Annotated in this window: 24 protein-coding genes; 8 read left to right on the top strand and 16 right to left on the bottom strand. The window is 71.6% G+C overall.

Features of this window, described 5'->3' with window-relative positions; translation table 11 throughout:
* Window positions 1-56 precede the first annotated feature (56 nt).
* On the bottom strand, window positions 57-845 hold the full coding sequence (locus IEZ13_RS35935) for an SAM-dependent methyltransferase (RefSeq protein ID WP_183220100.1): 789 nt from the start codon (window positions 843-845) through the stop codon (window positions 57-59).
* Window positions 846-1,003: 158 nt separating this feature from the next.
* On the opposite strand from IEZ13_RS35935, the gene IEZ13_RS35930 reads away from it, so the two are divergent.
* A complete protein-coding gene (locus IEZ13_RS35930; RefSeq protein WP_229795470.1) occupies window positions 1,004-1,462 on the top strand; it encodes a hypothetical protein in 459 nt (152 codons plus the stop codon).
* 23 nt (window positions 1,463-1,485) lie between these two features.
* Here the strand turns inward: IEZ13_RS35930 and IEZ13_RS35925 are convergent, their stop codons facing one another.
* Window positions 1,486-3,756, bottom strand: coding sequence for a PAS domain S-box protein (locus tag IEZ13_RS35925; RefSeq protein ID WP_183220096.1), 2,271 nt, complete (start codon window positions 3,754-3,756; stop codon window positions 1,486-1,488).
* 77 nt (window positions 3,757-3,833) lie between these two features.
* Between IEZ13_RS35925 and IEZ13_RS35920 the strand changes: the two genes are divergently transcribed.
* A complete protein-coding gene (locus IEZ13_RS35920; RefSeq protein ID WP_183220093.1) occupies window positions 3,834-4,631 on the top strand; it encodes an SAM-dependent methyltransferase in 798 nt (265 codons plus the stop codon).
* Between the two features lie 278 nt (window positions 4,632-4,909).
* On the opposite strand, the gene IEZ13_RS35915 is transcribed toward IEZ13_RS35920, so the two are convergent.
* Window positions 4,910-5,464 (bottom strand): hemerythrin domain-containing protein, encoded by a 555-nt coding sequence (locus IEZ13_RS35915; RefSeq protein WP_183220091.1) that lies wholly within the window; start codon window positions 5,462-5,464, stop codon window positions 4,910-4,912.
* 136 nt (window positions 5,465-5,600) lie between these two features.
* On the opposite strand from IEZ13_RS35915, the gene IEZ13_RS35910 reads away from it, so the two are divergent.
* Window positions 5,601-5,918 (top strand): DUF3817 domain-containing protein, encoded by a 318-nt coding sequence (locus IEZ13_RS35910; protein ID WP_183220089.1) that lies wholly within the window; start codon window positions 5,601-5,603, stop codon window positions 5,916-5,918.
* 21 nt (window positions 5,919-5,939) lie between these two features.
* On the opposite strand, the gene IEZ13_RS35905 is transcribed toward IEZ13_RS35910, so the two are convergent.
* The 5 genes from IEZ13_RS35905 to IEZ13_RS35885 all read right to left on the bottom strand — a co-directional run bounded on the left by IEZ13_RS35905 (window position 5,940) and on the right by IEZ13_RS35885 (window position 10,699).
* Window positions 5,940-6,407 carry a cyclase family protein gene (locus IEZ13_RS35905; RefSeq protein WP_229795463.1) on the bottom strand — a complete coding sequence of 156 codons (468 nt, stop codon included), beginning with the start codon at window positions 6,405-6,407 and terminating at the stop codon, window positions 5,940-5,942.
* 143 nt (window positions 6,408-6,550) lie between these two features.
* Complete coding sequence (locus IEZ13_RS35900) at window positions 6,551-7,693, bottom strand: alpha/beta hydrolase family protein (protein ID WP_183220087.1); 1,143 nt, start codon at window positions 7,691-7,693, stop codon at window positions 6,551-6,553.
* Complete coding sequence (locus IEZ13_RS35895) at window positions 7,694-8,617, bottom strand: fumarylacetoacetate hydrolase family protein (RefSeq protein WP_183220085.1); 924 nt, start codon at window positions 8,615-8,617, stop codon at window positions 7,694-7,696. It abuts the gene before it with no gap.
* Between the two features lie 8 nt (window positions 8,618-8,625).
* Window positions 8,626-9,567: a VOC family protein gene (locus tag IEZ13_RS35890; protein WP_183220083.1), complete on the bottom strand. Its 942-nt coding sequence runs from the start codon at window positions 9,565-9,567 to the stop codon at window positions 8,626-8,628.
* Window positions 9,568-9,577: 10 nt separating this feature from the next.
* Complete coding sequence (locus IEZ13_RS35885; protein ID WP_183220081.1) at window positions 9,578-10,699, bottom strand: FAD-dependent monooxygenase; 1,122 nt, start codon at window positions 10,697-10,699, stop codon at window positions 9,578-9,580.
* A 112-nt stretch (window positions 10,700-10,811) separates the two neighbouring features.
* Here IEZ13_RS35885 and IEZ13_RS35880 point away from each other — a divergent pair, with 112 nt between their 5' ends.
* Together IEZ13_RS35880 and IEZ13_RS35875 are read left to right on the top strand one after the other, a co-directional pair.
* On the top strand, window positions 10,812-11,741 hold the full coding sequence (locus tag IEZ13_RS35880) for a LysR family transcriptional regulator (RefSeq protein WP_183220079.1): 930 nt from the start codon (window positions 10,812-10,814) through the stop codon (window positions 11,739-11,741).
* 32 nt (window positions 11,742-11,773) lie between these two features.
* Window positions 11,774-12,844, top strand: a complete 1,071-nt coding sequence (locus tag IEZ13_RS35875) for an MFS transporter (protein ID WP_229795461.1) — start codon at window positions 11,774-11,776, stop codon at window positions 12,842-12,844.
* On the opposite strand, the gene IEZ13_RS35870 is transcribed toward IEZ13_RS35875, so the two are convergent.
* Window positions 12,802-13,371, bottom strand: a complete 570-nt coding sequence (locus tag IEZ13_RS35870) for a DUF2087 domain-containing protein (protein ID WP_183220077.1) — start codon at window positions 13,369-13,371, stop codon at window positions 12,802-12,804. The genes IEZ13_RS35875 and IEZ13_RS35870 overlap by 43 nt on opposite strands.
* A gap of 237 nt (window positions 13,372-13,608) precedes the next feature.
* Here IEZ13_RS35870 and IEZ13_RS35865 point away from each other — a divergent pair, with 237 nt between their 5' ends.
* A complete protein-coding gene (locus tag IEZ13_RS35865; RefSeq protein ID WP_479722563.1) occupies window positions 13,609-14,667 on the top strand; it encodes a lytic polysaccharide monooxygenase auxiliary activity family 9 protein in 1,059 nt (352 codons plus the stop codon).
* Window positions 14,668-15,210: 543 nt separating this feature from the next.
* Window positions 15,211-15,957 (top strand): SLOG cluster 4 domain-containing protein, encoded by a 747-nt coding sequence (locus IEZ13_RS35860; RefSeq protein WP_183220073.1) that lies wholly within the window; start codon window positions 15,211-15,213, stop codon window positions 15,955-15,957.
* A gap of 137 nt (window positions 15,958-16,094) precedes the next feature.
* Here IEZ13_RS35860 and IEZ13_RS35855 read toward each other — a convergent pair whose 3' ends face one another.
* From IEZ13_RS35855 to pcaH, 7 genes are all read right to left on the bottom strand, one after another.
* A complete protein-coding gene (locus tag IEZ13_RS35855; RefSeq protein WP_183220071.1) occupies window positions 16,095-16,727 on the bottom strand; it encodes a 3-oxoacid CoA-transferase subunit B in 633 nt (210 codons plus the stop codon).
* Window positions 16,724-17,386, bottom strand: coding sequence for a 3-oxoacid CoA-transferase subunit A (locus tag IEZ13_RS35850; protein ID WP_183220069.1), 663 nt, complete (start codon window positions 17,384-17,386; stop codon window positions 16,724-16,726). The genes IEZ13_RS35855 and IEZ13_RS35850 overlap by 4 nt, the downstream gene beginning before the upstream one ends.
* Window positions 17,383-18,561: a thiolase family protein gene (locus tag IEZ13_RS35845; protein ID WP_183220067.1), complete on the bottom strand. Its 1,179-nt coding sequence runs from the start codon at window positions 18,559-18,561 to the stop codon at window positions 17,383-17,385. Before IEZ13_RS35845 ends, IEZ13_RS35850 begins: the two co-directional genes overlap by 4 nt.
* On the bottom strand, window positions 18,558-19,682 hold the full coding sequence (pcaDC, locus tag IEZ13_RS48255) for a bifunctional 3-oxoadipate enol-lactonase/4-carboxymuconolactone decarboxylase PcaDC (RefSeq protein WP_183220065.1): 1,125 nt from the start codon (window positions 19,680-19,682) through the stop codon (window positions 18,558-18,560). Before pcaDC ends, IEZ13_RS35845 begins: the two co-directional genes overlap by 4 nt.
* 127 nt (window positions 19,683-19,809) lie before the next feature.
* Window positions 19,810-21,015, bottom strand: coding sequence for a lyase family protein (locus IEZ13_RS35835; protein WP_183220064.1), 1,206 nt, complete (start codon window positions 21,013-21,015; stop codon window positions 19,810-19,812).
* A gap of 61 nt (window positions 21,016-21,076) precedes the next feature.
* Complete coding sequence (pcaG, locus tag IEZ13_RS35830; RefSeq protein WP_183220062.1) at window positions 21,077-21,640, bottom strand: protocatechuate 3,4-dioxygenase subunit alpha; 564 nt, start codon at window positions 21,638-21,640, stop codon at window positions 21,077-21,079.
* Complete coding sequence (gene pcaH / locus IEZ13_RS35825; protein WP_183220187.1) at window positions 21,637-22,386, bottom strand: protocatechuate 3,4-dioxygenase subunit beta; 750 nt, start codon at window positions 22,384-22,386, stop codon at window positions 21,637-21,639. The genes pcaG and pcaH overlap by 4 nt, the downstream gene beginning before the upstream one ends.
* Before the next feature lie 74 nt (window positions 22,387-22,460).
* Here pcaH and IEZ13_RS35820 point away from each other — a divergent pair, with 74 nt between their 5' ends.
* Window positions 22,461-23,210 carry an IclR family transcriptional regulator gene (locus IEZ13_RS35820; protein ID WP_183220060.1) on the top strand — a complete coding sequence of 250 codons (750 nt, stop codon included), beginning with the start codon at window positions 22,461-22,463 and terminating at the stop codon, window positions 23,208-23,210.
* Window positions 23,211-23,217: the final 7 nt, after the last annotated feature.

Genomic DNA, 23,217 nt, shown 5'->3' with positions numbered 1-23,217 from the left:
GAGAAATCGCCGTCACCACACGATCCCGTCACGGAGGGTACGACCATCGTGCAAGGTCAGGAGGGTTTACGGGCGACCGCGCCGTACATCGAGACCTCGGACGGCGCCGGGCGATCCTCGCGTTCGGGGCGCCAGTCGCTGATCGCCACGATGCCCGGCTCGACCAGTTCCAGGCCGTCGAAGAAGCGGCCGAACGTGGCCCGGTCGCGCGGCCAGGCGTCGACGTGGCCGGCCGCGAGCATCGCGTCGTAGCGGGCGGCGGCCTCGACGTCGACGAAGTCCTTCGTCGAGTTGGTGGCCACCAGGTAGCTGCCGGGCGGCACCGCCGCCAGCAGCTCGGCGACCACCTCCCGGGCCCGCTCGTCGGAGGCGACGAAGTGCAGGACGGCGAGCAGGAGGATGCCGACCGGGCGGTCCAGGTCGATGGTCTCCTTCAGCTCGGCGGCGCCCAGGATGGCGGCCGGGTCCTTCAGATCGGCGTCGACATACGTGGTGGCGCCGCCGATCATCAGCGCGCGGGCGTGGGTGAGCACCATCGGGTCGTTGTCGACGTAGACCACCCGGCTGTCCGGGGCGATCCGCTGAGCCACCTCGTGCGTGTTCTGCGGGGCGGGCAGACCGGTGCCGATGTCCAGGAACTGGCGGATGCCGACCTCGGCCAGGTGACGGACCGCCCGGTTGTGGAAGGCCCGGCCCTGCTGCGCGGCGGTGCGGACGGCCGGGTACACCGAGGCGATCCGGTCGCCGGACTCCCGGTCCACCTCGAAGTGGTCCTTGCCGCCCAGCCAGTAGTTCCACCGGCGGGCCGAGGAGACCGTCGTCTGATCAACCTTGTCGCTGGTCACGGGGCATCCTCCGGGAATGGGAGCGCGATCGGGGCCGCGATCATCCTAGCCGGAATCGAGGTCCGTCGTGGTCCACAGTGGATCGGCTCGGGTTTCCCCGCCGGTGGATCGCGGCATATCCTGCCCGGGCGACGTTCGGAAAGGGTTCAGCGTTGGCCGTGCAAGCCCCGCCCCATCGGCCCTTCTCCCCCGGCTTCCCGCCGGACGATCCGGCGCGCCGCAACGGCGGCGCGTCGATCGCGGTCACCCTGCGGTACGCGCCGCTCGCCTTCCTGCTGCGGCTCTACCCCCCGGTGCTGGAGATCGACGGGCAGGCGGTGCCGGCCGGCTGGGGACGGTTCGTGCAGTCGGTGGGGTTCGGGGAACACCATGTGCACGTGCACGTGCCGTACCTGATCCCGTCCCGGATCGGCGCCGCCGACGTCACGGTGCTCGCACTGCCGGGCAGGACCGTCGAGCTGGAGTACCGGGCGCCCCTGTTGTCCTTTCTGCGCGGGGCGCTCGGCGCTCCTCCGCAGCGCTACCCGGGGGCGAGGGCCGCGTGGGCGCTCCTGACGGTCGCGGTCACGCTGGGTGTCTGCGCGTGCATCGGCTGGATCCTCGACGCCGCCGGTTGACGTGACGCCCGGGCGGGTCACGGTCAGGCCTGTAGCTCGTCGTGCAGGGCGCGCATCAGATCGGCGCCGGTGAACGGCTTCTCCAGCAGGTGCACCTCGGCGGAGAGGGTGCCGTGCGTGGTGAGGACCGGCTGGGCGTACCCGGACATGAACAGCACCCTGGTGCCCGGCCAGCGTTCGCGGACCGCGTCGGCCAGGTCCTTGCCCAGCATGTTCGGCATGATGACGTCGGTGAGCAGGACGTCGACGCTGTTCTCCGCGGCCAGCCGCAGCGCCTCGTCGCCGCCGCCGGCGGCCAGCACCGTGTAGCCGGCGCGCCGCAGGATCCGGCAGGTCACGTCGCGCAGCGCGTCCTCGTCCTCGACCACCAGCACGCTCGCGCCGTGCCCGGTGAGGTCGAGGCCGGGATCCTCCGGGGCCTGCTCGTGCGGTTCCACGTCGGTGGCCGGCAGCAGGATCGTGAAGGTGGTGCCCATGCCCACCTCGGAGTAGATCTGCACGGTCCCGCCGGCCTGGGTGATGATCCCGTAGACGGTGGCCAGGCCGAGGCCGGTGCCCTGGCCGCTCGGCTTCGTGGTGTAGAACGGCTCGAACACCTTGTCGATCACCTCCCGGGGCATGCCGGTGCCGGTGTCGGAGACGCGCAGGCGCACGTAGGGGCCCGGCGAAAGGCCGGCCTGGGCGGCGGTGTGCTCGATGTCCACCTCGACCGGGGCGGTGTCGATGGTGAGCCGGCCGCCGGTCGGCATCGCGTCCCGGCCGTTCACCGCCAGGTTGACCAGCACCTGCTCCATCTGGCCCGGGTCCATCATCACCGACGGCAGGCCGTCCGGGGTTCGTACGGTCAGGGTGATGTGCTCGCCGAGTGACCGCTTCAGCATCTGATGCACCTCGGTGACCACCTCGTTCAGGTTCAGCGGCCGGGGCCGGATCACCTCCCGCCGGGCGAAGGCGAGAAGCTGGTGGGTGAGGTCGCTGCCCCGGCGGGCGGCCCGGGCGATCTGCTCGGCGTCCGTGGCGGGTGGGGTGCCGGCGGAGTCCTCGATGATGAACGACGCGTAGTTGAGGATCACCGCGAGCAGGTTGTTGAAGTCGTGGGCGATGCCACCGGCCAGCTGCCCGAGGCTCTCCAGCCGCTGGGTCTGCTGGATCCGGGCCTCCAGGCGCTGCTTCTCGGCCTCCTCACGCAGCCGGCGCCGCTCCTCCTCGGTGGCCAGGCGCTCGGTGATGTCGCGGACCACGGCCACGGTCACCACGCCGCTGTCGGTGTGCAGGGCGCTGCAGGCGATGTCGACCGGGATCTCGGCGCCGTCGCGGCCGATCGCACGGCGGGTGGCCCAGTGCTGGTCGGCCTGGCCGTCGGCGGCGCGTTCGGAGTCCAGCGGGGTGGTGTCCTCGCCGGTCCGCAGCACCGCCGAGGCGACCGGCAGCCCGTCCGGGAGGAGCCGGCTCAGCGGCATGTGCAGCAGGTCGTACCGGGGATGGCCGAACAGCCGCTCGGCCTCGGCGTTGACCAGCACCATCTCACCGGACTCGGCGACGCCGAGCACCGCGTCCGGCGCCGCGTCGAGGATCGCCTGCACCCGGGCCTCGGCCCGCTCCCGGTCGCTGATGTCGCGGGTGATGCCGGTCGTGCCGACGATCGTGCCGTGCTCGTCGAGCAGCGGGGACACCAGCGTCGACACCGCGATGATCTCGCCGTTCGCGGTGCGCCGGACGCTGCGGTAGCGGTCCACCCGGCCGCCCAGCCGGACCAGCAGCCGGACCTGCTTCTCGTCGGCCTGCCGCTCGGCCGGGATGATCTCGTCGATCGACCTGCCGATCATCTCGGCCGCCGGGTGACCGTAGAGCGCCTCGGCGCCCGGGTTCCAGGACAGCACGCGGCCGTCCAGGTCGGTGGTGACGATCGCGTCGTGCGAGGACTGCACGATCGAGGCGAGCAGCGCGCGGGTGCGGGCCACCTCCCGCTGCACCGTGTCGTCGCGCAGGATCGCGGTCACGTACCGCTCCCCGTCGGGCGCCCGCGCCGCGGACAGCGAGACCTCGACCGGAAAGACGGTGCCGTCGCGGCGCGTGCCGCGGAGCGGCAGCCGCCGCAGCGGAAGCGGGCGAGAGTCGCGCACATCGTCCGGGATCAGGTCATCGAGGGTACGGCCGACGAGCGGCTCGGTCGTGTAGCGGAACATCTCGTGCGCACGGCGATTGGCCATGGCGATGGTGCCGTCCGAGCGGCTCACGATGATCGCGTCCGGGGCGGTGTCGATGAGGAGCCCCGGGATCCCGGTTGACTCCACCGATCCCTCCCGCCTCCACGGTACTTCTGCCCGGATATTCGGGCATAAGGTTGGAGTAATCGGGGAATGTATTCGGGGTGAGCACCGCAGCCGAGCCACCCATCGACCCGAACCGGCCCAGCACTGCCCGGATCGCCGATCTCTTCCTGGGCGGCGCCCACCACTTCGCCTCGGACCGTGCCGTGGCCGCCCGGGCCATCGAACTGCTGCCCGACACCCCCGCGATCGCCCGCGCCAACCGGGCCTTCCTGCGCCGCGCGGTCAGGTACGCGGCCGAGCGCGGCATCCGGCAGTTCCTCGACCTCGGCTCCGGCATCCCGAGCGCGAACAACGTGCGCCAGGCGGCCCGGGACGTGGCCCCCGACGCCCAATTGGTCCACGTCGACATCGACCCCACCGCCGTCCTGTACGCCCGCCATCAACTCGATGGCGACCCGCGGGCCGCGGCCGTCCACGGCGACCTGCTGCACCCCGAGGCCCTGCTGGACGAGCCGGAGGTCCAGAATCTGCTCGACCTGGACCAGCCGCTCGCCGTGCTCCTGAGCAGCGTGCTGCACTTCCTGCCGGACGGGCCGGCCCTGGACGCGGCACTGGCCGGGTACCGGGAGGCGGCCGCGCCCGGCAGCGTCCTGGCGATCTCACACGTCACGCCCAGCGACCACACCGAGCTGACGGAGCGGTTCACCGCGCTCTACAACCGCACCGAGACACCGCTGACGCCGCGGAAACCGGACGAGGTGGAACGGCTCTTCGCAGGGTGGCGGCTGGTGGAGCCCGGCCTGGTCTACTGCCCGGAGTGGCGGCCGGACCCGGACGACGAGCCGGTCAGCGACCCCGCCCGATTCGTGACCCTGGGCGGCGTCGGCGAGAGATAGCGATCCCGGCGTCGGCCGGCCGGTCCCAGCCGTCGCAGCTGTCCTCCGGTTCGATCTCCAGGAGATCGAACAGGTCCGGACCGGAGTGCCCGGTGTCCACCGTGCCCCCGATCAGGCCCATGATGGCGGCGCAGTTGCGCCCGTACCCCTGGATCATGCGGTCCACCCGGGTCGGGTGACCACAGCGACGGCACGGCCGCATCCGCTCCGATGATCTCGCTTCCCCCACCCCTCGATTATCCGGCGATCCGGCGCCGTCGCGCGGGACCCGGGGCGAATCAGGATTCGCCGACGGCTTCGGCCAGTTCCTGCTTGCTCATCCGGGAGCGGCCCGTGATGTGCTGGTCCTTCGCCTTCTCGTACAGCTCCTTACGGGTGGTGGCATGGTGGTCGCCGCCGTCGGGGAGGGATCCCATCGTGGCCTCGGCGAAGCGGCGGCCCATCTCCTCGCGCTCGTCGGCGGCCAGCCGCTTCTCCAGGACCGGGAGCAGGTCGTCCTCCTCTTCCTGTACGTGGTGGCGCAGCTCGCCCGCGATGGCAGCGATCGTGCCGCCGTAACCGGGGTCGCCGGGGTCGCCGCGGAGGAGGTTCTGCAGCATCTCCTCGACCTGGTGGTGTTCGACGGTGCCGTCCTTGACCTCTTCGCCCTCGTCGGCGGCCAGATCGCGGATGGCCGGGTAGACGAAGTCCTCCTCGGCCTCGGAGTGCGGCAGGAGCATCCGGGCCACCTCCTGCATCAGCTCGGCCCGGTCGGTGCCGCCCTCCTCGGCCCGGGCGAGCAGATCCTCGACCCGTCGGTGCTGCTGTTTGATGATCTCGACGATGTCCGGCACGGTTGGGTCCCCCTCGGTGGAAGCGTTGGATGGAACGCCTGGCGAGATACCCGGAAAGGGACGAGTCATCCCCACAGCAAACGCTCATCTTCGCGGCCGTACTCTCCGGTAGCCGACTGGGAAGAGGAGTTCACACGTGCAGCCGTTCCGGATCTTCAGGATCACCGCGATCGCCGAGGCGTTCTCGTGGACGGGCCTGCTCGTCGGGATGTATCTGAAGCACGTCACCGAGACCACCGAGGCGGGAGTGTGGCTGTTCGGCCGGCTGCACGGGGCGCTGTTCGTCGCCTACCTGGTGGCCACGCTGTGGGTGGCGCGCGCCGAGCGGTGGTCGCCGTGGCGCACCCTGTTCGGCCTGGCGGCGTCGATCCCGCCGCTCACCACACTGATCTTCGAGCGCTGGGTGGCGAGGCGCCGAGAGTCTCCCGCGGACTCGGTGGCCGCCACCGCCTGAGTCCGCGGGCCCGCCCACGACCTATTTGACGGCTATCGGGTTCACCGGCGAGCCGACCGCGCCGGTGATCGGCAGCGGGGCGGCGGTCAGCCAGAACTCGTGGACGCCGTCCGACGCGCAGTCGAGTGCGAGCGCGTCCAGGTCCCACATCTCGCCGATGAACAGGCCGATGTGCGGGATGGCCACCTGATGCAGCGGCTGGAACGCGTCGTCGAACTCGTTGGGCCGCACCTCGAAGCCCCACGTGTCGGTGGCGATCGCCGCGATCTCGGTGCGGTGCAGCCAGTCGGCGGTCTCGAACGACAGGCCGGGGGCCGGCCCTCCGGCGTAGTCGCCCCAGCCGTCCCGGCGTGCGCGGGCGACCTGCCCCGTGCGTACCAGGACGATGTCGCCCCGGCCGATCTCCACACCCTGATCCGCGGCCCGCGAGACGAGATGCTCCGCACGAATCGCGAAGCCGTCCGGAAGGTCCCCGAAGTCGAGCAGCACCCCGCGCCCGGCGGCGGATCAGCGCCGCGGCCTGCCTGCGCTTGCCGGGGGTCAGGAAATTCATGGTTCCGCGTACGTCGTCCGCGCCCCACCGGCCCCAGTTGGAACACCGCTGCGCGGCCGCGGCGATGGAGCTCTCCGGGTCAGTTCTCGAGAACACCGGTGACCCAGTCCGCGATGTACGTCTGCACGTGCGCGAAGTGGTCGAGCCCGATGTGCTCGGCCCCGCCCTCGGCCGGGGTGAAGATCCGCAGCTCCCGTTTCGGCGAGTTGACCGCCTGTTCGTAGGAGCGGTGCGCGTACTTCAACGGGATCTGCCGGTCGTTCTCGCCGTGGCAGATCAGGAACGGCACGGTGATCCGCTCGACCACCCCGTCCAGGTTGACCGCCTCGGCCTTGGTGATGAACGTGTCCAGGTCGTCCTCGCCCCACACCCAGAGCACGTGGTCCCAGTAGTGCGGCACCGGGTTCTCGCCCTCGCGCTCCAGCCTGCGCTTCTGCACGGCGCCCCAGTCGTGGTTGGCTCCCCACGCGACGCAGAGGGCGAGCCGCTTCTCGAACGCGGCGGCCCGGGGCGCGTAGTAGCCACCCAAAGACCAGCCTACGAGTCCAATCTTTCCGGAGATAACATCATCGCGGGTCAGCAGATAGTCCACGCAAGCCGCTGCCCAGTCCTCGGTCTCGACCCGGCTTTTAAGATCAAGAAACCGCAGTGCCTCGCCACTGCCCGGGCAGTCGACCATCAGCGTGTTGACACCCCGGGCGGCGAGTTCGTGCGCGAAACCCGAGGCGTACATGTGCTCCTTGGTCGAGTCGAGCCCGTTCCACAGGATGATCGTCGGCGCGGGACCGTCGACGGCCTTCTTGAAGTAGGCCGGAAGCAGCGAACCCTCGAACGGGATCGAGACCCGCGTGGTGTCCGGGTCGATCAGGTCGAACGCCTTCTGCTGGAGGTCGAGCAGCCGCTGGTAGAACGCGCGGCGGCCGGGCGACCTGGCGCTCTGCATGCGCTCGGCCTGGGCCAGGTAGTTGGTGGCCCGCTGGTACTTCTGCCCCGCGGTGCGCGTGTTGCCGGCCGCCTCGTCGGCCGCCGCCTGGGTCGCGAGGTCCTCCGCGACCGCCGCCCAGGAGGCCATGAACTCGGCCGTCCCGACGTCCGAGCCGCGCGCGGCCAGGTCCTTGATCGGGCGGCACGCGCGGTCCACCTCGTCGATCAGCCCGCCGCTGTTCAGGGTGGCGACCACGCCCAGGTTCCAGACGTAGTTGCCGGGGAAGTACTCGAACATTCAGTGCTGCCTTTCGTTGCGCGCGATCGCCGGATCACGGCGGCGAACGGGCGGGAGTTCAGCGGTCCGGGGACCGGAGATGATGCGGTTCGTCAGGCTGCCGATGCCCTCGACGGTCAATGTCACGGTGTCGCCGTCCCGCAGCGGCGGCGGATCCTGCCTCCCGTTGCGGCCCCACAGCTCGGCCAGGCAGCCGCCGTTGCCGACCGTCCCGGATCCGAGCACGTCACCGGCCATCACCCGGCTGTCCCGGGCCGCGTAGGCGAGCATCGTCTCGAACGTCCAGCCCATGTTGCTGAGCAGGTCACGGCCGACCTCGACGCCGTTCACCGAGGCGGTGCACCACAGCTCCAGGAAGCCCTCCCTCCTGTGCGGTTCGAGTTCGTCGGCGGTGACGATCCAGGGGCCGAGCGTGCCGGCGAAGTCCTTGCCCTTGGCCGGGCCGAGGCTGACCTTCATCTCCCGGCTCTGGAGGTCGCGCGCCGACCAGTCGTTGAAGATCGTGTAGCCGAAGATCCGCTGGTCCGGGCCGATCACGGCGGCGACTTCGAGCTCGAAGTCGCGCGCCACCGACGCGGCCGGGAACGGCACGTCGTCGTCCGGCCCGAGGATCGTGTGCGGGTTCGTGAAATAGAAGGTCGGCGCGGCGTACCAGGCATCCGGAACGCCGCTCGCGCCGTCGATGCTGCGCCGGACCCCCTCGACGTGCTCCTCGAACGCGACGAAGTCGCGGAGCGAGGCGGGTTTCAGCGGCGCCAGCAGGCGGATCTTTTCGAGGGGTACGGCCTGAGCGCTCCCGAACGCATCGACGCCCGCGGAGATGATCTCCAGCATCGTGGGGTCCCCGTGGAACGGCAGCACCTGATCGCCGTCGACGATCCCGGTGCGGACCTGGCCGTCGTGGCGGAATGTCGCGATCCTCATGGTTCTCCCTACACCGGCGGGGCGACGAAGAGCCCGCGGTCGACATCGTTGAACGACTGCTTCGCCACGAACTCGTTCATCGGGTTCGCGGTGCCCCACTGGTCGCTGACCGCCGGGTCGGAGAAGTCGTAGATGTGCGGGTGCCAGGTGTCCTCGTCGAGTTCCTCCAGCTCGGTGGTGTACTCGATGGTGTTGCCGTGCGGGTCGAGGAAGTAGCTGAAGGTGTTGTTCCCGGCCATGTGCCGTCCGGGGCCCCACACCTTCTCGACGCCGCCGCGCAGCAGCCGGCCGGTGCCGCGCATGTACTCGTCGACGCCGCGCATCTCGAACGACGCGTGGTGCAGGGCGACGTGCGGGCCGCGGGCGACGGCCAGGCTGTGGTGCCAGCGGTTGGTCCGCAGGAACCACATCATCTCGCCCATCCGCGGATGCATCAGGGTGTCGGAGAGCGCGAAGTCGAGGTGCTCGGCGTAGAAGGCGACGGTCGCCTCCGGGTTCGGCGAGTTGATCACCACGTGCGAGAGCTTGACCGGGACGGACTCGCCCTCCTCCACCTTCCGGTGCCGCCGGACCTCGACGTCCGAGGACACCTCGACGGTACGGCCGTCGATGTCGAAGAAGCGGAAGCCGTACCCGCCGCCCGGGGTGAGCAGCCGGCCGGGCTCGCAGACCAGCTTCACCCCGGACCGGCCCAGGCGCTCGGCCAGCTCGTTCACGTCGGCCTCACTCGCCGCGCCGAAGGCGATCAGGTCGAGGCGCTTCTCGGCGGCCCTGCGCAGCCGGACCGAGTACTGCTCCGGGGAGCCGGCCGCGGCCAGGAAGGCGATGCCGTCGTCGGTGGTCTCCGGCTCCAGGCCCCACATGGTCGTGTAGAACTCGAACTGCCGGTCGTAGTCGGGCACCGCCAGGTCGACGTGCCGCAGGTGGGTGATGAGTCGCTCGTCGTTCATGTCTGTCCTTTCAGGCCGGATCGGCGACCAGGTGCGCGACGCGGGCCATCAGACCGGGCACGTCACCGCGTTCGTGGGCGAGCTGCCAGCGGGCGAGTTGCAGGGATGCCTCGACGACCGTCCTTGCCCGGCCGAGGCGGCGGCCGGTGAACTCCTGCCACAGGTCGTCGGTGAGCGCGTCCTCGCGGAGCAGCAGTTCGGCCAGGACGGCGGCGTCCTCCAGGGCCTGGGCGGCGCCCTGGGCCAGGGTGGGCGGGCAGCTGTGCGCCGCGTCGCCGATCAGCACCACGTTCCCCCGGTGCCAGGGCCCGTCGATGACGTGGCTCTCGAAGGCGGTGTAGTTGACCCGGGCCGGGTCGGTGAGCGTCCGCCGGATCTCGTCCCACGGCCCGTGGTAGGCCCCGGCCAGCTCACGCATGGCGGCGAGGGCCTCCTCCGGCGACAGGCTGAACCGGTCCTGCACGTCCTCGACCAGGTAGGCGTAGATCGAGTCCGGCCCGGTCGGGCAATAGCCGGCGATGTAGGCGGGCCCGCCGTAGTAGAGGTCGGTGCGGGTGACCGACGCGGGCCGCTTCGTGAAGGTCCGCCAGATGCCCATGCCGACCGGCTGCGGCTCGACGTCGATGCCCACCTGGCGACGGGTCCACGAGCGCAGGCCGTCGGCGCCGATCACCAGGTCGTACCGCTGCCTCTCGCCGTCGGCGAAGGTGACCTCGCCGTCCAGGGTGAGGCCGGCCGGGCAAGCGCCGAAGCGGATCCGCGCGCCGGCCGCGGTGGCCCGGTCGATCAGGATCCTCGCCAGCGTGGGCCGGTACATGCCGAGGGTGGCGGGCAGGTCCGCGCCGCCGGTACGGATGTCGGTCAGCTCGGCGATCAGCGTGCCGGCCGGGTCGGGGGCGCGCAGGCCGAGCGTGTCGAACGCGTACCCCTCGGCTTCGACCTGCTCCCAGACGCCCAGCCGGCGCAGGACGCGCAGCGCGTTGCCCTGGAGGGTGATGCCGGAGCCGAGCGCCGCCACGTCGGGTTTCAGGTCGACCAGGTCGACCGTCACCCCGCCCTCGGCGAGCAGGATCGCCGCGGCAGCACCGGCGGCGCCGCCACCGACGACCAGAACATTACGAACTGCTGGCACGGCTGTTTCCTCCCTGTTACCCCTGTGACTGGGACCACTGTCCCGGTCGACCAGGCCATAAGGGAAGCTCGAACTGCTGATCGGCACCATAGGTCAGGCTTATAGTTCGAGGATGGCCGTCGACCGGGTGCTCGCCAACCTCGATCTCAACCTGCTGCTCACGCTCGACGCCCTGCTCCGGGAGCGGAACGTGACCCGGACCGCGGAACAACTCGGGGTCAGCCAGCCGGCCGTCAGCGGAGCGCTCAGCCGCCTGCGCCGGCACTTCGGCGATCAACTGCTGGTCCGGGTCGGCAACCGGTACGACCTCACGCCGCTCGCCACCCGCGTCGCCGCCCTCACCGGGCCGGCGCTCGCCGGGGTGCGCCGGGTCTTCGACGCCACCGCCGAGTTCGACCCGTCCGGGCTCGACCGCGAGTTCACCATCGTCAGCTCCGACTACGCGGCCACCGTGCTGGGGCCGCTGCTGGCCCGGCGGATCGCGGCGCAGGCTCCGGGGGCCCGGTTGCGGTTGCAACAGACCACGCCGTACGCCGTCGACCACGCCACCGACACGCTGCGCACCGCCGACGGGCTGTTCATCCCGCACGGCTTCGTGACCGGACTGCCCTACCTGGACCTCTACACCGATCGCTGGGTCTGCATCGTCTCCGAGGACCACCCCGACGTCGGTGACGCGGTCAGCATGGAACAGCTGGCGGCACTGCCGTGGGTCGTCCTCTTCGACCGCCCGACCGCGTTCGCCCCGGCCGTACGCCAACTGCGGATGCTCGGCATCGAGGCCCGGGTCGACCTGGTCGTCGACGGGTTCCTCCAGATGCCGTTCCTCGTCGCCGGCACCCGGCGGGTCGCGCTCATCCAGGAACGGCTGGCCCGGCTGCTCGGACCGGTCGCCGGGGTCCGGGCCCTGGACTGCCCGTTCGACGTGGTCCCGGTGGCCGAGGCGTTCTGGTGGAACCCGATGTACCGCAACGATCCGGCCCACGTCTGGCTGCGCGAGGTGCTGCTCGACGCCGCCACCGAACTGCGTCCATCAGCCTGAGTTATGGCCGCCATCAGCGGTACCGCAAGCGGGTGCTGATCCTCGCGATGATCGGTTACACCCTCTTCGGTACGGCGCCGCTCTACCTCGACTCGCTGGGCGCCATCATCGGCAGCCGAGTCCTGGTCGGGCTCTGCGAAGCGGCGATCATGACCTGCTGCACCACGCTGATCGCCGACTACTGGTCCGGGCCGCGCCGCAGCCGCTACCTGGGACTACAGACACTGCTCGCGTCGGTGTCGGCGACCGTCTTCCTCGGCATCGGCGGTGCGCTCGGGTCGTCCGGATGGCGTACCCCGTTCTGGCTCTACACCGTGGCGGCGCTCCTCGCCGTACCCATGTATCTGTTGATCTGGCAGCCCGCGCGTGGCGCTTCCAAGGAGACGCTGCCCCCGATCCCGTGGCGTCGGTTGCGGGTGCCGTGCCTGGTCACCCTGGCCGGTGGCGTCGTCTTCTACGCGCTGATCGTCGAACTCTCGTTCGTCCTCGACGAGGCCGGGGTGACGGCCACCGCGACGATCGGCGCGCTGAGCGCGCTCATGTCGCTGGCCACCGCGATCGCCGCCGGGTCCTTCGCCAGACTTTCCGGGCGTACGCCGCGCGCGTTGCTGCCGGTCGCCTTCGGATCGTCGGCCGCCGGATTCCTGATCATCTGGGCCAGTGGCGGCGCGATCCCGGTGATCACCGCGGGTGCGGTGCTGACCGGCGCGGGCACCGGCCTGCTGCTGCCGGTGCTGCTCACCTGGGCCACCAACGGGCTGTCCTTCGCCGAGCGGGGCCGGGGCACCGGTCTGTGGACCGGCACCCTGTTCATCGGCGAGTTCCTGTCCCCGGTCCTGATCATGGGCCTGTCCGGCACCTTCGGTGGCCTGCGCCCGGCCCTGGGTGTGCTCGGTGTCGCGACCGCGGTCCTGGCCGTCGCCACGCCGGCGATCGTCCCCCCGCTCCGCCACCCCCTTGAACGTCACCCACGACTGACCCCTCACCCAGCCGACCTGATCTCTGCGGCCGGCCCCGGAGCCGTCTCGGGGCGGGTGAGACAGCCCTGGGAGCCAGCCGGTCAGGCGTTGCTCAGGGTGGGGAGGACGCGGGCGGAGCTGTAGGAGGCGCCGGCCCGGTCGCGCTCCAGCCAGCCCGACTCGACCAGCATGCGGCGGACCGCGGCCACGTCGTCGGCGGCCGCCGCGATGCGGTCGTTCACCTCGGCCTCGGTCAAGACGCCGTCGACCGCGAGGAAACGGGCGAACAGCTCGGCGGCCTGCTGGTAGCGGTCGCTCAGGGTGGGCGGCAGGCTGGTCAGCCGGCCGTGCGAGAAGAACGATCTGAGTTGTGGGTACTCCCGGAGCAGCGGGGCGATCGGCTGGACCCGGTCGAGCGCCTGGGCCGCCTCGCGCAGCACGTCGGCCACGGCACGGTAGACGCCGTCGCCGGTGCCGGTGGTGACGCCCGCGCCGACCAGCCGGCCGAGCAGCTCACCCACCTCCGGTTTCGGCAGATCCAGGTGGATGGACATCTCGGCGATGGTGCAGCCGTCCCGGCCGTGCCGGACCAGTTCGGCGAAGGCCCGCAACCGGGCCGGGTGGGACAGCAGCATGAGGAGCCCGGAGGCGTGCGCGGCGGGTACGGACATGCCCTCACCGTAGGCACGGCCGGAACCGGCGGCACCCGAATTTCTCATTGACTTATCTCGATCACTGGACCAGGCTGTGGCCACAGCACGCCGCCGGAGCCACACGGCGCGGAGGCATGGGCAGCTTCCGTGAGTCCACCTCAGGCGGACCTGTCGCGCTCGGCGTGACGGTCCCGAGCTCAGGAGTGCTGAGTTCACATGCTTTCTTCCGTACGCATCAAGTTTTTGATCAGTGCCGTGGTAGCGGCCCTGGCCGCGTCGCTCGCCGTGCTCGCCGTGCAGACCGGCCCGGCCGCCGCGCACGGCAACGTCACCGGCCCGGCATCCCGCAACTACGGCTGTTTCGAGCGATGGGGCTCGGACTTCCAGAATCCGGCCATGGCCACCCAGGATCCGATGTGCTGGCAGGCATGGCAGGCCAACCCGAACGCCATGTGGAACTGGAACGGCCTGTTCCGTGAGGGTGTGGCCGGCCAGCACGAGACCGCCATCCCGGACGGTCAGCTGTGCAGCGCCGGGCACACCGAGAGCGGCCGCTACAACGCCATGGACACGGTCGGCGACTGGAAGGCCACGTCGATCGGCAACTCGTTCACGGTGAAACTCTTCGACGGGGCGCGTCACGGCGCCGACTACATCCGGGTCTACGTGACCAAGCCCGGCTTCAATCCGGTGACCACCGCACTCAAGTGGTCCGATCTGCAACTGCTCACCACGGTGCCGAACACGCCGGCGGCACAGTGGACCCAGCAGCTGACCAATGGCGTGCAGATGGACATCCCGGTCAGCGTTTCCGGCCGGTCCGGGCGGGCCATGCTCTACACCATCTGGCAGGCCAGCCACCTGGACCAGTCGTACTACTTCTGTAGTGACGTGAACTTCGGCGGCGTCACCAGCTCACCGTCGACATCCCCGTCCACCTCGCCGTCGACGTCGCCGTCGACCTCCCCGTCGGTGTCGCCGTCGGTGTCGCCCAGCACGTCCACGCCGCCGGTGACCGGCTCCTGCGCCGCGACCCACTCGGTGACGTCGCAGTGGTCGGGCGGCTACCAGGGCGAGGTCAAGGTGACCGCGGGCTCCTCGGCGGTGAAGGGCTGGACCGTGACGCTGACCTACCCGGGCACGTCACCGATCCAGCAGGTCTGGAGCGCGAGCCTCACCACCAACGGCAGTACGGCGGTGGCGACCAACGCGTCGTACAACGGCAGCCTGGCGGCCGGTGCGAGCACGACCTTCGGCTTCCTCGGCTCGGGTACGGCGGTCGCGCCGACGCTCACCTGCGCGGCCACCACCTGACCCTTTCGCATCGGCGTTCATCTTTGTTACAGTGCGGTTAATGGGAGCGCTCCCAGAGATCTAGCCGTCCCCCATCCCCCAGAAACGGAGACCAGGCAACACCCGCGTGGCTCGGCTCCGTCCACGCACGTGCTGTGACTCCACGACGGGAAGCGCGGGCGCCCCACCCGCTCCCGTCACCGCCGCCAGGCCGCCGGTTCGTCCGGCCCGGAGCGGCGTGCAGTCCCGCCGCGGTCACCCCACCGCGGGCGGTTCACCGGCAGCGGCACCGGTACGCCAGACGGCGTCCCGGTGCCGCTGCTGCGCTTCCGCGAATCCCCGCGAGCCGCACACACAACGTGGCGCGTGGGCGACCACCGGCCACATAGGGCAGGTGGGCACACACAACAACGCGACCGTGTGCACCCACCTGCCGCCGGATCCGTTCAGCGGAGGTGTTCGCCGGGTGCCGCCCGCGGGCCTCGCCCGGCTGATCCCGCAACTCAGCGGCGCGGCAGCCGCCTGGCGCACGATCACGCCACGCCGGGCGACCAGAATGCCGTCATGACATCCGTTCAGATCGCGGTTTGTGGGCCGGCGGAATGCACCGTGCGGGAGACCGAGCAGGCACGGCGGGTCGGTGAGCTGCTCGCCGAGGCCGGGGCGGTGGTGCTCTGCGGCGGCGGGGCGGGGGTGATGGCCGCGGTCGCGGCCGGCGCGCGTTCCCGGGACGGACTCATCGTCGGGGTGTGGTCCGGGGACAGCCGGGCCGGGGCCTCGCCGGATCTGTCGGCGACCGTGGTCACCGGGATGGGGCAGGCGCGGAACGCGATCCTGGTCCGGAGCGCGGACGCCCTGATCAGCGTCGGCGGCTCGTGGGGCACGCTCAGCGAGATCGCCCTCGGCATGCGCCGCGGCGACCTGCCGGTGGTCGCCCTGGGCGGCTGGCGGATCCACGCGGCGGACGGCACACCCGTGCCGGGCATCCACTACGCCGACACGCCGGAGTCCGCGGTCGAGCACGCACTAGGGCGTAGCCGTCGGGACGACGTGGTCGCGGACTGGGTCAGCGAGGAGAACCTGGTGAGGTTCTTGGAAGAACTGAGCCGCCTCATCGGGTACGACTACGACCACCTCGACGAGGCGGCGCTTGCCGCCGGCACTCCGCTGCGTCACCCGCTGATGGGCACCCCGCCACTGGAGGTGGAGCTGTCCCGGGAGCCGGGTGGCAGCGTCGTCGACATCCGGGTGCACGGTGCGATCGACCCGATTCTCGCGGCACGCATCGAGACCATGTTCGCGCTGCTCTGAGGGACCACCGATCTCAGCCCGGCGGGCGCGGCACAGGCGGGAGTGGGCAGGCGAGCGCGGCTCTGTCGTACAAGAAACGGGTTTTGACCAACCGGTGAGCGGAAGCGCGACGCTGAGCCGCCGCCCACCGGTGGGGTTCAGAGCAGCGGCACGTCGAGGCGGGTGGCCAGCTCGTCGCGGCCGATGCCGTGGGTGTCGCGGACGCGGACGCCGTCGGGGGTGAGCAGGAAGGTGGCCACGTCGGTGTAGACGCGGGTGACGCACGCCTTGCCGGTGAGCGGGTACGTGCAGGCCGGGACCAGTTTCGGGGCGCCGGTCCTGGTGAAGAGGGTCATCATCACCCAGACCTCCTTGGCGCCGACCGCGAGGTCCATGGCGCCGCCGACCGCGGGGATGGCGTCCGGCGCGCCGGTGTGCCAGTTGGCCAGGTCGCCGTCGGCGGACACCTGGAAGGCGCCCATCACGCAGACGTCGAGGTGGCCGCCGCGCATCATGGCGAAGCTGTCGGCGTGGTGGAAGTAGGCGGCGCCGGGCAGCTCGGTGACCGGCTGTTTGCCCGCGTTGGTGAGGTCCCGGTCGGCCTCCTCGGCGGGCACCACCTCGCCCATGCCGAGCATGCCGTTCTCGGTGTGCAGGATGACGCCGCTGTCCGGTTTCAAATAGCGGGCGATCGACGTGGGCTGGCCGATGCCGAGGTTGACGTAGGCGCCCTCGGGGATGTCCGCGGCGACCAGCCGCGCAAGATCGTCCTTCTCCAGAGAGGGAGTCACAGGGGCACCTCCACGAGGCGGTTCACGTAGATGGAGGGGGTCACGATGTTCTCCGGGTCGAGTTCGCCGATCTCGGCGATCCTCGACACCTGGGCGATGGTCAGCTTGGCGGCGGTCGCCATGACCGGGCCGAAGTTGCGGGCCGTCTTGCGGTAGACCAGGTTGCCGAGCCGGTCGGCGACGTGCGCGCGGATCAGGGCGACGTCGCCGTGGATCGGGTACTCCAGGACGTACTCGCGGCCGTCGATGATCCTCGTCTCCCGACCCTCGGCGATCGGGGTGCCGACGCCGGTCGGGCAGTAGAAGGCGCCGATCCCGGCGCCGGCCGCGCGCATCCGCTCGGCCAGGTTGCCCTGCGGGACCAGTTCCAGCTCGATCTTCCCGGCCCGGTACATGCCGTCGAAGTGCCAGGAGTCCGCTTGACGCGGGAAGGAGCAGACCATCTTTCGTACACGTCCCGCGGCGATCAGCGCGGCCAGGCCGGTGTCGCCGTTCCCGGCGTTGTTGCTGACGATGGTGAGGTCGCCGGCGCCGTGCTCGATCAGCGCGTCGATCAGCTCGACCGGCATCCCGGCCATGCCGAACCCGCCGACGAGGACCGTGTCCCCGTCGGCGATCTCCTTGACCGCGGTCAGCGCGTCGGTTACCTGAGTCTTCACGGGTTGCAGTTCTCCAGGACGACGGCGAGGGCCTGGCCCACGCCGATGCAGATGGCCGCGACACCCCAGCGCTGGTTGCGTTCGCGCAGCACGTGGGCGAGGGTGCCGAGGATGCGGGCGCCGGACGCGCCGAGCGGGTGGCCGATGGCGATGGCGCCGCCGCGGGTGTTGACGATCCCCGGGTCGAGGCCCCAGGCGTCGACGCAGGCCAGCGACTGGACGGCGAACGCCTCGTTGAGCTCGACCGCGCCGACGTCGGACCAGCCGATGCCGGCCTGCCGCAGCGCCTTCTCGGCGGCCTGGACCGGGGCGAACCCGAAGTCCTGCGGGTCGAGGGCGTGCGCGCCGCGGCCGGCGATCCGGGCGATCGGGTCGAAGCCGATGTGGAAGGCGGCGGCCGCGGTGCCGAGCAGCACGGCCCCGGCGCCGTCGTTGAGCGGCGACGCGTTGCCGGCGGTGATCGTCCCGTCAGCGCGGAAGGACGGCTTGAGCCGGGCGAGCTTCTCGGCGCTGCTGTCGGCCCGGATGCCCTCGTCCCGGGTGAGGTCGCCGGCCGGCACGGTCAGGGAGTCGTAGAACCCGTCGTTCCACGCCTTGTCGGCGAGCTGGTGGGAGCGGGCCGCGAACGCGTCCTGCCGGTCCCGGGAGATGCCGTACTTCTCCCCCAGCCGCTCGTTGCACTCACCCAGCGAGATCGTCCACTCGGCCGGCATCCCCGGGTTGACCAGGCGCCAGCCGAGCGTGGTGGAGACCGCCTCCAGGTTGCCGGCCGGGAAGGCGCGCGACGGCTTCGGCAGCACCCACGGGGCCCGGGTCATCGACTCGACGCCGCCGATCACCACGATCTCGGCGTCCCCGGCGGCGATCGCCCGGGAGCCGATGATGGCGGCGTCCAGGCTGGAGCCGCAGAGCCGGTTCACGGTCGACGCCGGGACGCTGGTGGGCAGGCCGGCGAGCAGGACCGCCATCCGGCCGACGTTGCGGTTGTCCTCGCCGGCGCCGTTGGCGTTGCCCCAGTAGACGTCGTCGATGCGGCCCGGGTCCAGGTCCGGGGCCTTGGCGAGCAGGCCGGTCAGGGCGGTGGCGGCCAGGTCGTCGGGGCGCACGTCGGCGAGGGCGCCGGAGTAGCGGCCGAACGGGGTACGGGCGGCGGCGTAGACGAACGAATCGGTCACTGGTGCTGCTCCTCGTCGAGCTCGGTCAGGACGCGCTGGGCGATCCGGAAGGCGGTGTTGGCGGCGGGAACGCCACAGTAGATCGCGGTCTGGAGGATCAGTTCCTTGATCTCGTCGTCGGACAGGCCGTTGGTGCGGGCCGCCCGTACGTGCATGGCCAGCTCCTCGTGGTGTCCGAGAGCGATCAGGGCGGTCAGGGTGATCAGCGAGCGGTCCCGCCGTTGGAGGCCGGGGCGGGTCCAGATCTCGGCCCACGCGTACCGGGTGATCATGTCCTGGAAGTCGCGGGTGAACGCGGTGGTCCCGGCGGTGGCCCGGTCCACGTGCGCCGGCCCGAGCACCTCCCGGCGGACCCCGATGCCGGCCGCGCGCAGCTCGTCGAAGTGCTGGTCGAGCAGGGTGGCGACGACCTCCGGGGCCTCGGCCGGGGCCAGGTGGGCGACGTCGTCGAGGACCACCAGGCGGCCGTGCAGGACGCCGTCCGCAATGGCGGCCAGGCTGTCCACCGGGGTCGGCTTGTCGTGCCCGCCGGCCACCGCCAGCACCGGGGCGGCGATCTCGGCGAGCCGGTCACGGACGTCGAACCCGGCCAGCGCCTCGCACGCCCGCGCGTAGCTCTCCGCGTCGGTGGCCCGCAGCGCCGCGATCAGCGGCTCGGCGCCGGTGAAGCCGGGCGCGAACCAGCGCTCCCGGGACCCGGCGACCACCGCCTCCATGCCCTCCGCCCGGACCAGTTTCGCCCGGTCGTGCCACATCGACGGCTCACCGATCTTCGCGCCGGTGCAGAGCAGCGCGGCCGCGGTCACCCGCTCGGGCGCGTCCAGCAGCAACTGGAGGCCGACGGCGCCGCCGATCGAGTCGCCGGCGTAGCCGAAGGCCTCCCCCGGCCGGATCCTCTCGGCCAGCGCCAGCACCTCCCGGGCCAGGTCGGCGATGGTGTACGGCCCGGCCGCCGGCGCGCTGCGGCCGTGGCCGGGCAGGTCCCAGCCGACCACGTGGTAGCGGCCGTAGAGCCGTCCGGCGCAGCGGGCCCACAGCGTCTCGGCGGTGGTTCCCACCGACGGTCCGAGCAGCAACAACGGCCGATCGGGGGCGTCGGTGAAGGTGGTCGCGGTCAGCAAATCGGTCCCTCTCCGCGCTTCGGCGCGAGCTTCTTCAGCGGTACGCCGGAGCGGCGCCGCCGGTGTGCCGGTGACGCGGTCATCGGCGCGAGCCTCCTCAGGGGTACGGCGTGCCGGCGGCCGGTCATCAGCGGTGCTCCTTCGCCCGGGCGATGGCCGCGTCGATGATCCGGTCGGTGGCGCCCGGGTAGGGCTCGCCGGAGGCCGCGCCCGGGTTGATCGACCGCTGTTCGGCGTCGATCCCGGGCCGGGCCGCGGTCAGGTTGGCGGTCATCCACGCGGTCTCCACCTGGAGCCCGGCCAGCAGCTCGGCGGTCTGCGAGCCGGCCGTCACGGTGCGGCGGGCCAGCGTCCGCAGGGTGGCCCATTCGACGTGCCAGCCGCCGTCCGGCCGCTCGTCGACGGCGGCTGCCGCGCCCGCGTGCACCGTCGCGGCCAGGAACGGAGCGGCCAGCGCGGCCCGCTTGACCAGGACGGACAGCACCGGGTTCTGCTTGTTCGGCATGGCCGACGAGCCACCGCGCCCGGCGACCGCGCCCTCGGACAGTTCGTGGATCTCCGGCCGGGCGCTGACGAGCACGTCGTTGGCGATCCGCCCCCACGCGTCGGTGCAGGTCACGAACGCGTCGGCGAGGCCGGTGAGCGGTGCCCGGGCGGTGTGCCAGGGGTCGCGCACCGGCAGGCCGAGGGTCTCCGCGGTGGTCTCGACCAGGTCGCCGACCACCGCCGGGGAGCCGGCCAGGGCGACCGGCGCGGCCAGGCTGCCGGCCGCGCCGCCGACCTGCAACGGCAGGTCCGAGACGGCGGCCAGGCGGTCCCGGGCGTCCAGCACGCCGGTCAGCCAGCCGGCGGCTTTGAGACCGAAGGTGATCGGTACGGCGTGCTGGGTCAGCGTGCGCCCGGCCATCGGGGTGTCCCGGTGCTCCTCGGCCAGCCGGGCCAGGACCGCGGCCTGGGCGGCCAGGTCGTCGCCGATCCGGTCGGCGGCGTCGCGCAGGCACAGCACCAGCCCGGTGTCCACCACGTCCTGGCTGGTGAGGCCCCGGTGCAGCCAGGACGCGGCGGCCGGGTTGCGCGCTTCGAGCCGTTTGCGGAGCAGTTTGAGCAGCGGGATGAGCGGGTTGCCGCCGGACTCGGCGCCGGCCGCCACCGTCGCCACGTCGCCGGGGCCGATCAGCCCGTCCAGGTCGTCCCGGGCGTCCGGGGCGGCGACGCCGTGCAGCACGAGCGCGGCCAGCCAGGCGGCCTCGACACGGACCATGGCCGCACACACGGCCGCGTCCGTGAAGAGGTCACCGGCCCGCTCGTCACCGGGCCACAACAGATCGCTCACCGCGTACCCCTCATGGTTTCTCCCTCACCGGATGCCCGGAACGCGCGGCACGAACCGTGCGTCAGGCCCATGCGTCGCGAAGGCGCGGGTAGGTGAGGAAGACCGTCTCGTCGTCGCCCTGGAGGCGGATGTCGAAGACGGCGCCGTCCGGAACGCGGCGCGCGATCAGCGTGGCCCGGCGGTCCGGCGCGACCGACTCCAGCAGCGTGTCGTTGGCCAGCAGGTCCGGGTCGTCCGGCAGGTAGGCCCGGGTGAACAGACGGTCGAGCAGGCCGCGGGCGAAGACCGTGACGGCGAAGAACGGCGCCTTGCCGGGCTCGGTGGCGCCCGGTTCCAGGGTGGTGAACTGGTAGTGCCCGTCCGGGCCGGTGGCGGCGCGGCCCCAGCCGGTGAAGGTCCAGCCGTCGCGGCGCAGCGAGCCGGGCTGGCGCGGGATGTGGCCCTGCGGGTCGGCCTGCCAGATCTCGATGACCGCGTCCGGGACCGGGGCGCCGGCGCCGTCGTAGACGTGGCCGTGCAGGCGCAGCGCCCGCGGGTGGCCCGGGGGAACCAGCTCGTTCATGCCGTCGTACTCAAGCCCCAGATGGAAGAAGGGGCCGACGGTCTGACCGGGAACCGCGCTCATGCGGCCTCCTCCTCGGTGTCGGACTCCAGCGGAGTGCGGTGGGTGCCGGTGAGCACGATGTCCCAGCGGTATCCGGTGCTCCACTCCGGGGTGGTCACATCGTGGTCGTACTGGGCGATCAGCAGCTCCCGCGCCTTGGGATCGGTGATCGACTGGTAGATCGGGTCGAGCGGGAACAGCGGGTCGCCCGGGAAGTACATCTGGGTGACCAGGCGCTGGGTGAAGTCGGTGCCGAAGATCGAGAAGTGGATGTGGGCGGGCCGCCACGCGTTGACGTGGTTGCGCCACGGGTACGGTCCCGGCTTGATGGTCTGGAACCGGTAGGTCCCGTCCGGCCCGGTCAGCATCCGGCCCACCCCGGTGAAGTTCGGGTCGTGCGGCGCCGGGTGCTGGTCGCGCTGGTGCCGGTAGCGGCCCGCGGCGTTGGCCTGCCACACCTCGACGAGCTGGTCGGCGACCGGGCGGCCGTCACCGTCGAGGACCCGGCCGGTGACCACGATCCGCTCGCCCAGTGGGGTGCCGGCGTGCTGGATGGTCAGGTCGGCCTCGTCGTCGGCGACGTCACGGTGACCGAAGACCGGGGCCCACAGCTCGACCGCCTCCGGGTCGATCAGGTGCGCCGGCTGCTTGGGGTGCCGGAGGATGCTGCTCCGGTACGGGGCGTAGTCGATCTTCGGCTGGGGCCCGCCCGGTTGCTGCGCCGCCGCCTCGATCTCCCTGTTGATGTCAGCTTGTGACGACTCCATGTTCACGCTCCGGACGCTAGGCGGAAACGCGTCCCGGGGCGATACTCTTCTTCCACTGAGCGGAAGGAGCGTCCGTGGGGGCAACTGTCACGTCCCGCGCGCTGGCCATCCTCGGCGCCTTCGACGGCGAGCACCGCAGCCTCTCCCTGACCGATCTGGCGCGCCGTGCCGGGCTGCCGCTGGCCACCGCGCATCGCCTGGTCGGCGAGTTGCAGCGGTGGGGTGCGCTGGCGCGCGAGCCGAACGGCGAGTACGTGATCGGCCGCCGGATCTGGCAACTCGGGCTGCTCGCGCCGGTGCAGAGCGGCCTGCGCCAGGCCGCGTCCCCATTTTTGCATGATTTGTACGGGACAACCCTCGCGACCGTGCACCTGGCCGTCCGCGACGGTCTCCAGGTGCTGTACGTGGAACGCCTGGCCGGGCACGTCTCGGTGCCGGTGGTGAGCCGGGTCGGGTCCCGCCTGCCGATGCACGCCACCGGGGTCGGCAAGGTGCTGCTCGCCTACGCTCCGGAGGAGGTCCGCATGGAGGTGCTCCAGAACCTCACCCGGATCACCGCGTACACCGTCACCCAGCCCGCCCGCCTGCTGGAACAGCTGCGCCGGGTCCGCGCCGAGGGGTACTCCACCACCGGCGAGGAGATGAGCCTGGGCGCCTGTTCGGTGGCGGTGCCGGTGCGCAGCGGCGACACCGTGGTGGCGGCCCTCGGCATGGTGGTGCCCGACCTGCGCCGGCAACTGCCCCGGCTGGTCTCCGCCCTCCAGGTGGCGGCGCACGGGATCGGCCGGACCCTCACCGGCGATCCTTCCATCCAGTGGAAATAGGGTCTTG

This window comes from Actinoplanes campanulatus, assembly GCF_014647795.1.
In the GTDB taxonomy this organism is placed as follows: domain Bacteria; phylum Actinomycetota; class Actinomycetes; order Mycobacteriales; family Micromonosporaceae; genus Actinoplanes; species Actinoplanes campanulatus.
Note: the sequence above shows the minus strand (reverse complement) of the source record. Positions and strands in the feature narration are given on the sequence as shown.

Bases quoted from the DNA above. Each gene is read 5' to 3' on its own strand.
- IEZ13_RS35880 (WP_183220079.1), top strand. From the start codon at position 10,812: ATGGCCGTCGACCGGGTGCTCGCCAACCTCGATCTCAACCTGCTGCTC.
- IEZ13_RS35870 (WP_183220077.1), bottom strand. From the start codon at position 13,371: ATGTCCGTACCCGCCGCGCACGCCTCCGGGCTCCTCATGCTGCTGTCC.
- IEZ13_RS35890 (WP_183220083.1), bottom strand. From the start codon at position 9,567: ATGAACGACGAGCGACTCATCACCCACCTGCGGCACGTCGACCTGGCG.
- IEZ13_RS35895 (WP_183220085.1), bottom strand. From the start codon at position 8,617: ATGAGGATCGCGACATTCCGCCACGACGGCCAGGTCCGCACCGGGATC.
- IEZ13_RS35900 (WP_183220087.1), bottom strand. From the start codon at position 7,693: ATGTTCGAGTACTTCCCCGGCAACTACGTCTGGAACCTGGGCGTGGTC.
- IEZ13_RS35860 (WP_183220073.1), top strand. From the start codon at position 15,211: ATGACATCCGTTCAGATCGCGGTTTGTGGGCCGGCGGAATGCACCGTG.
- pcaH (WP_183220187.1), bottom strand. From the start codon at position 22,386: ATGGAGTCGTCACAAGCTGACATCAACAGGGAGATCGAGGCGGCGGCG.
- pcaG (WP_183220062.1), bottom strand. From the start codon at position 21,640: ATGAGCGCGGTTCCCGGTCAGACCGTCGGCCCCTTCTTCCATCTGGGG.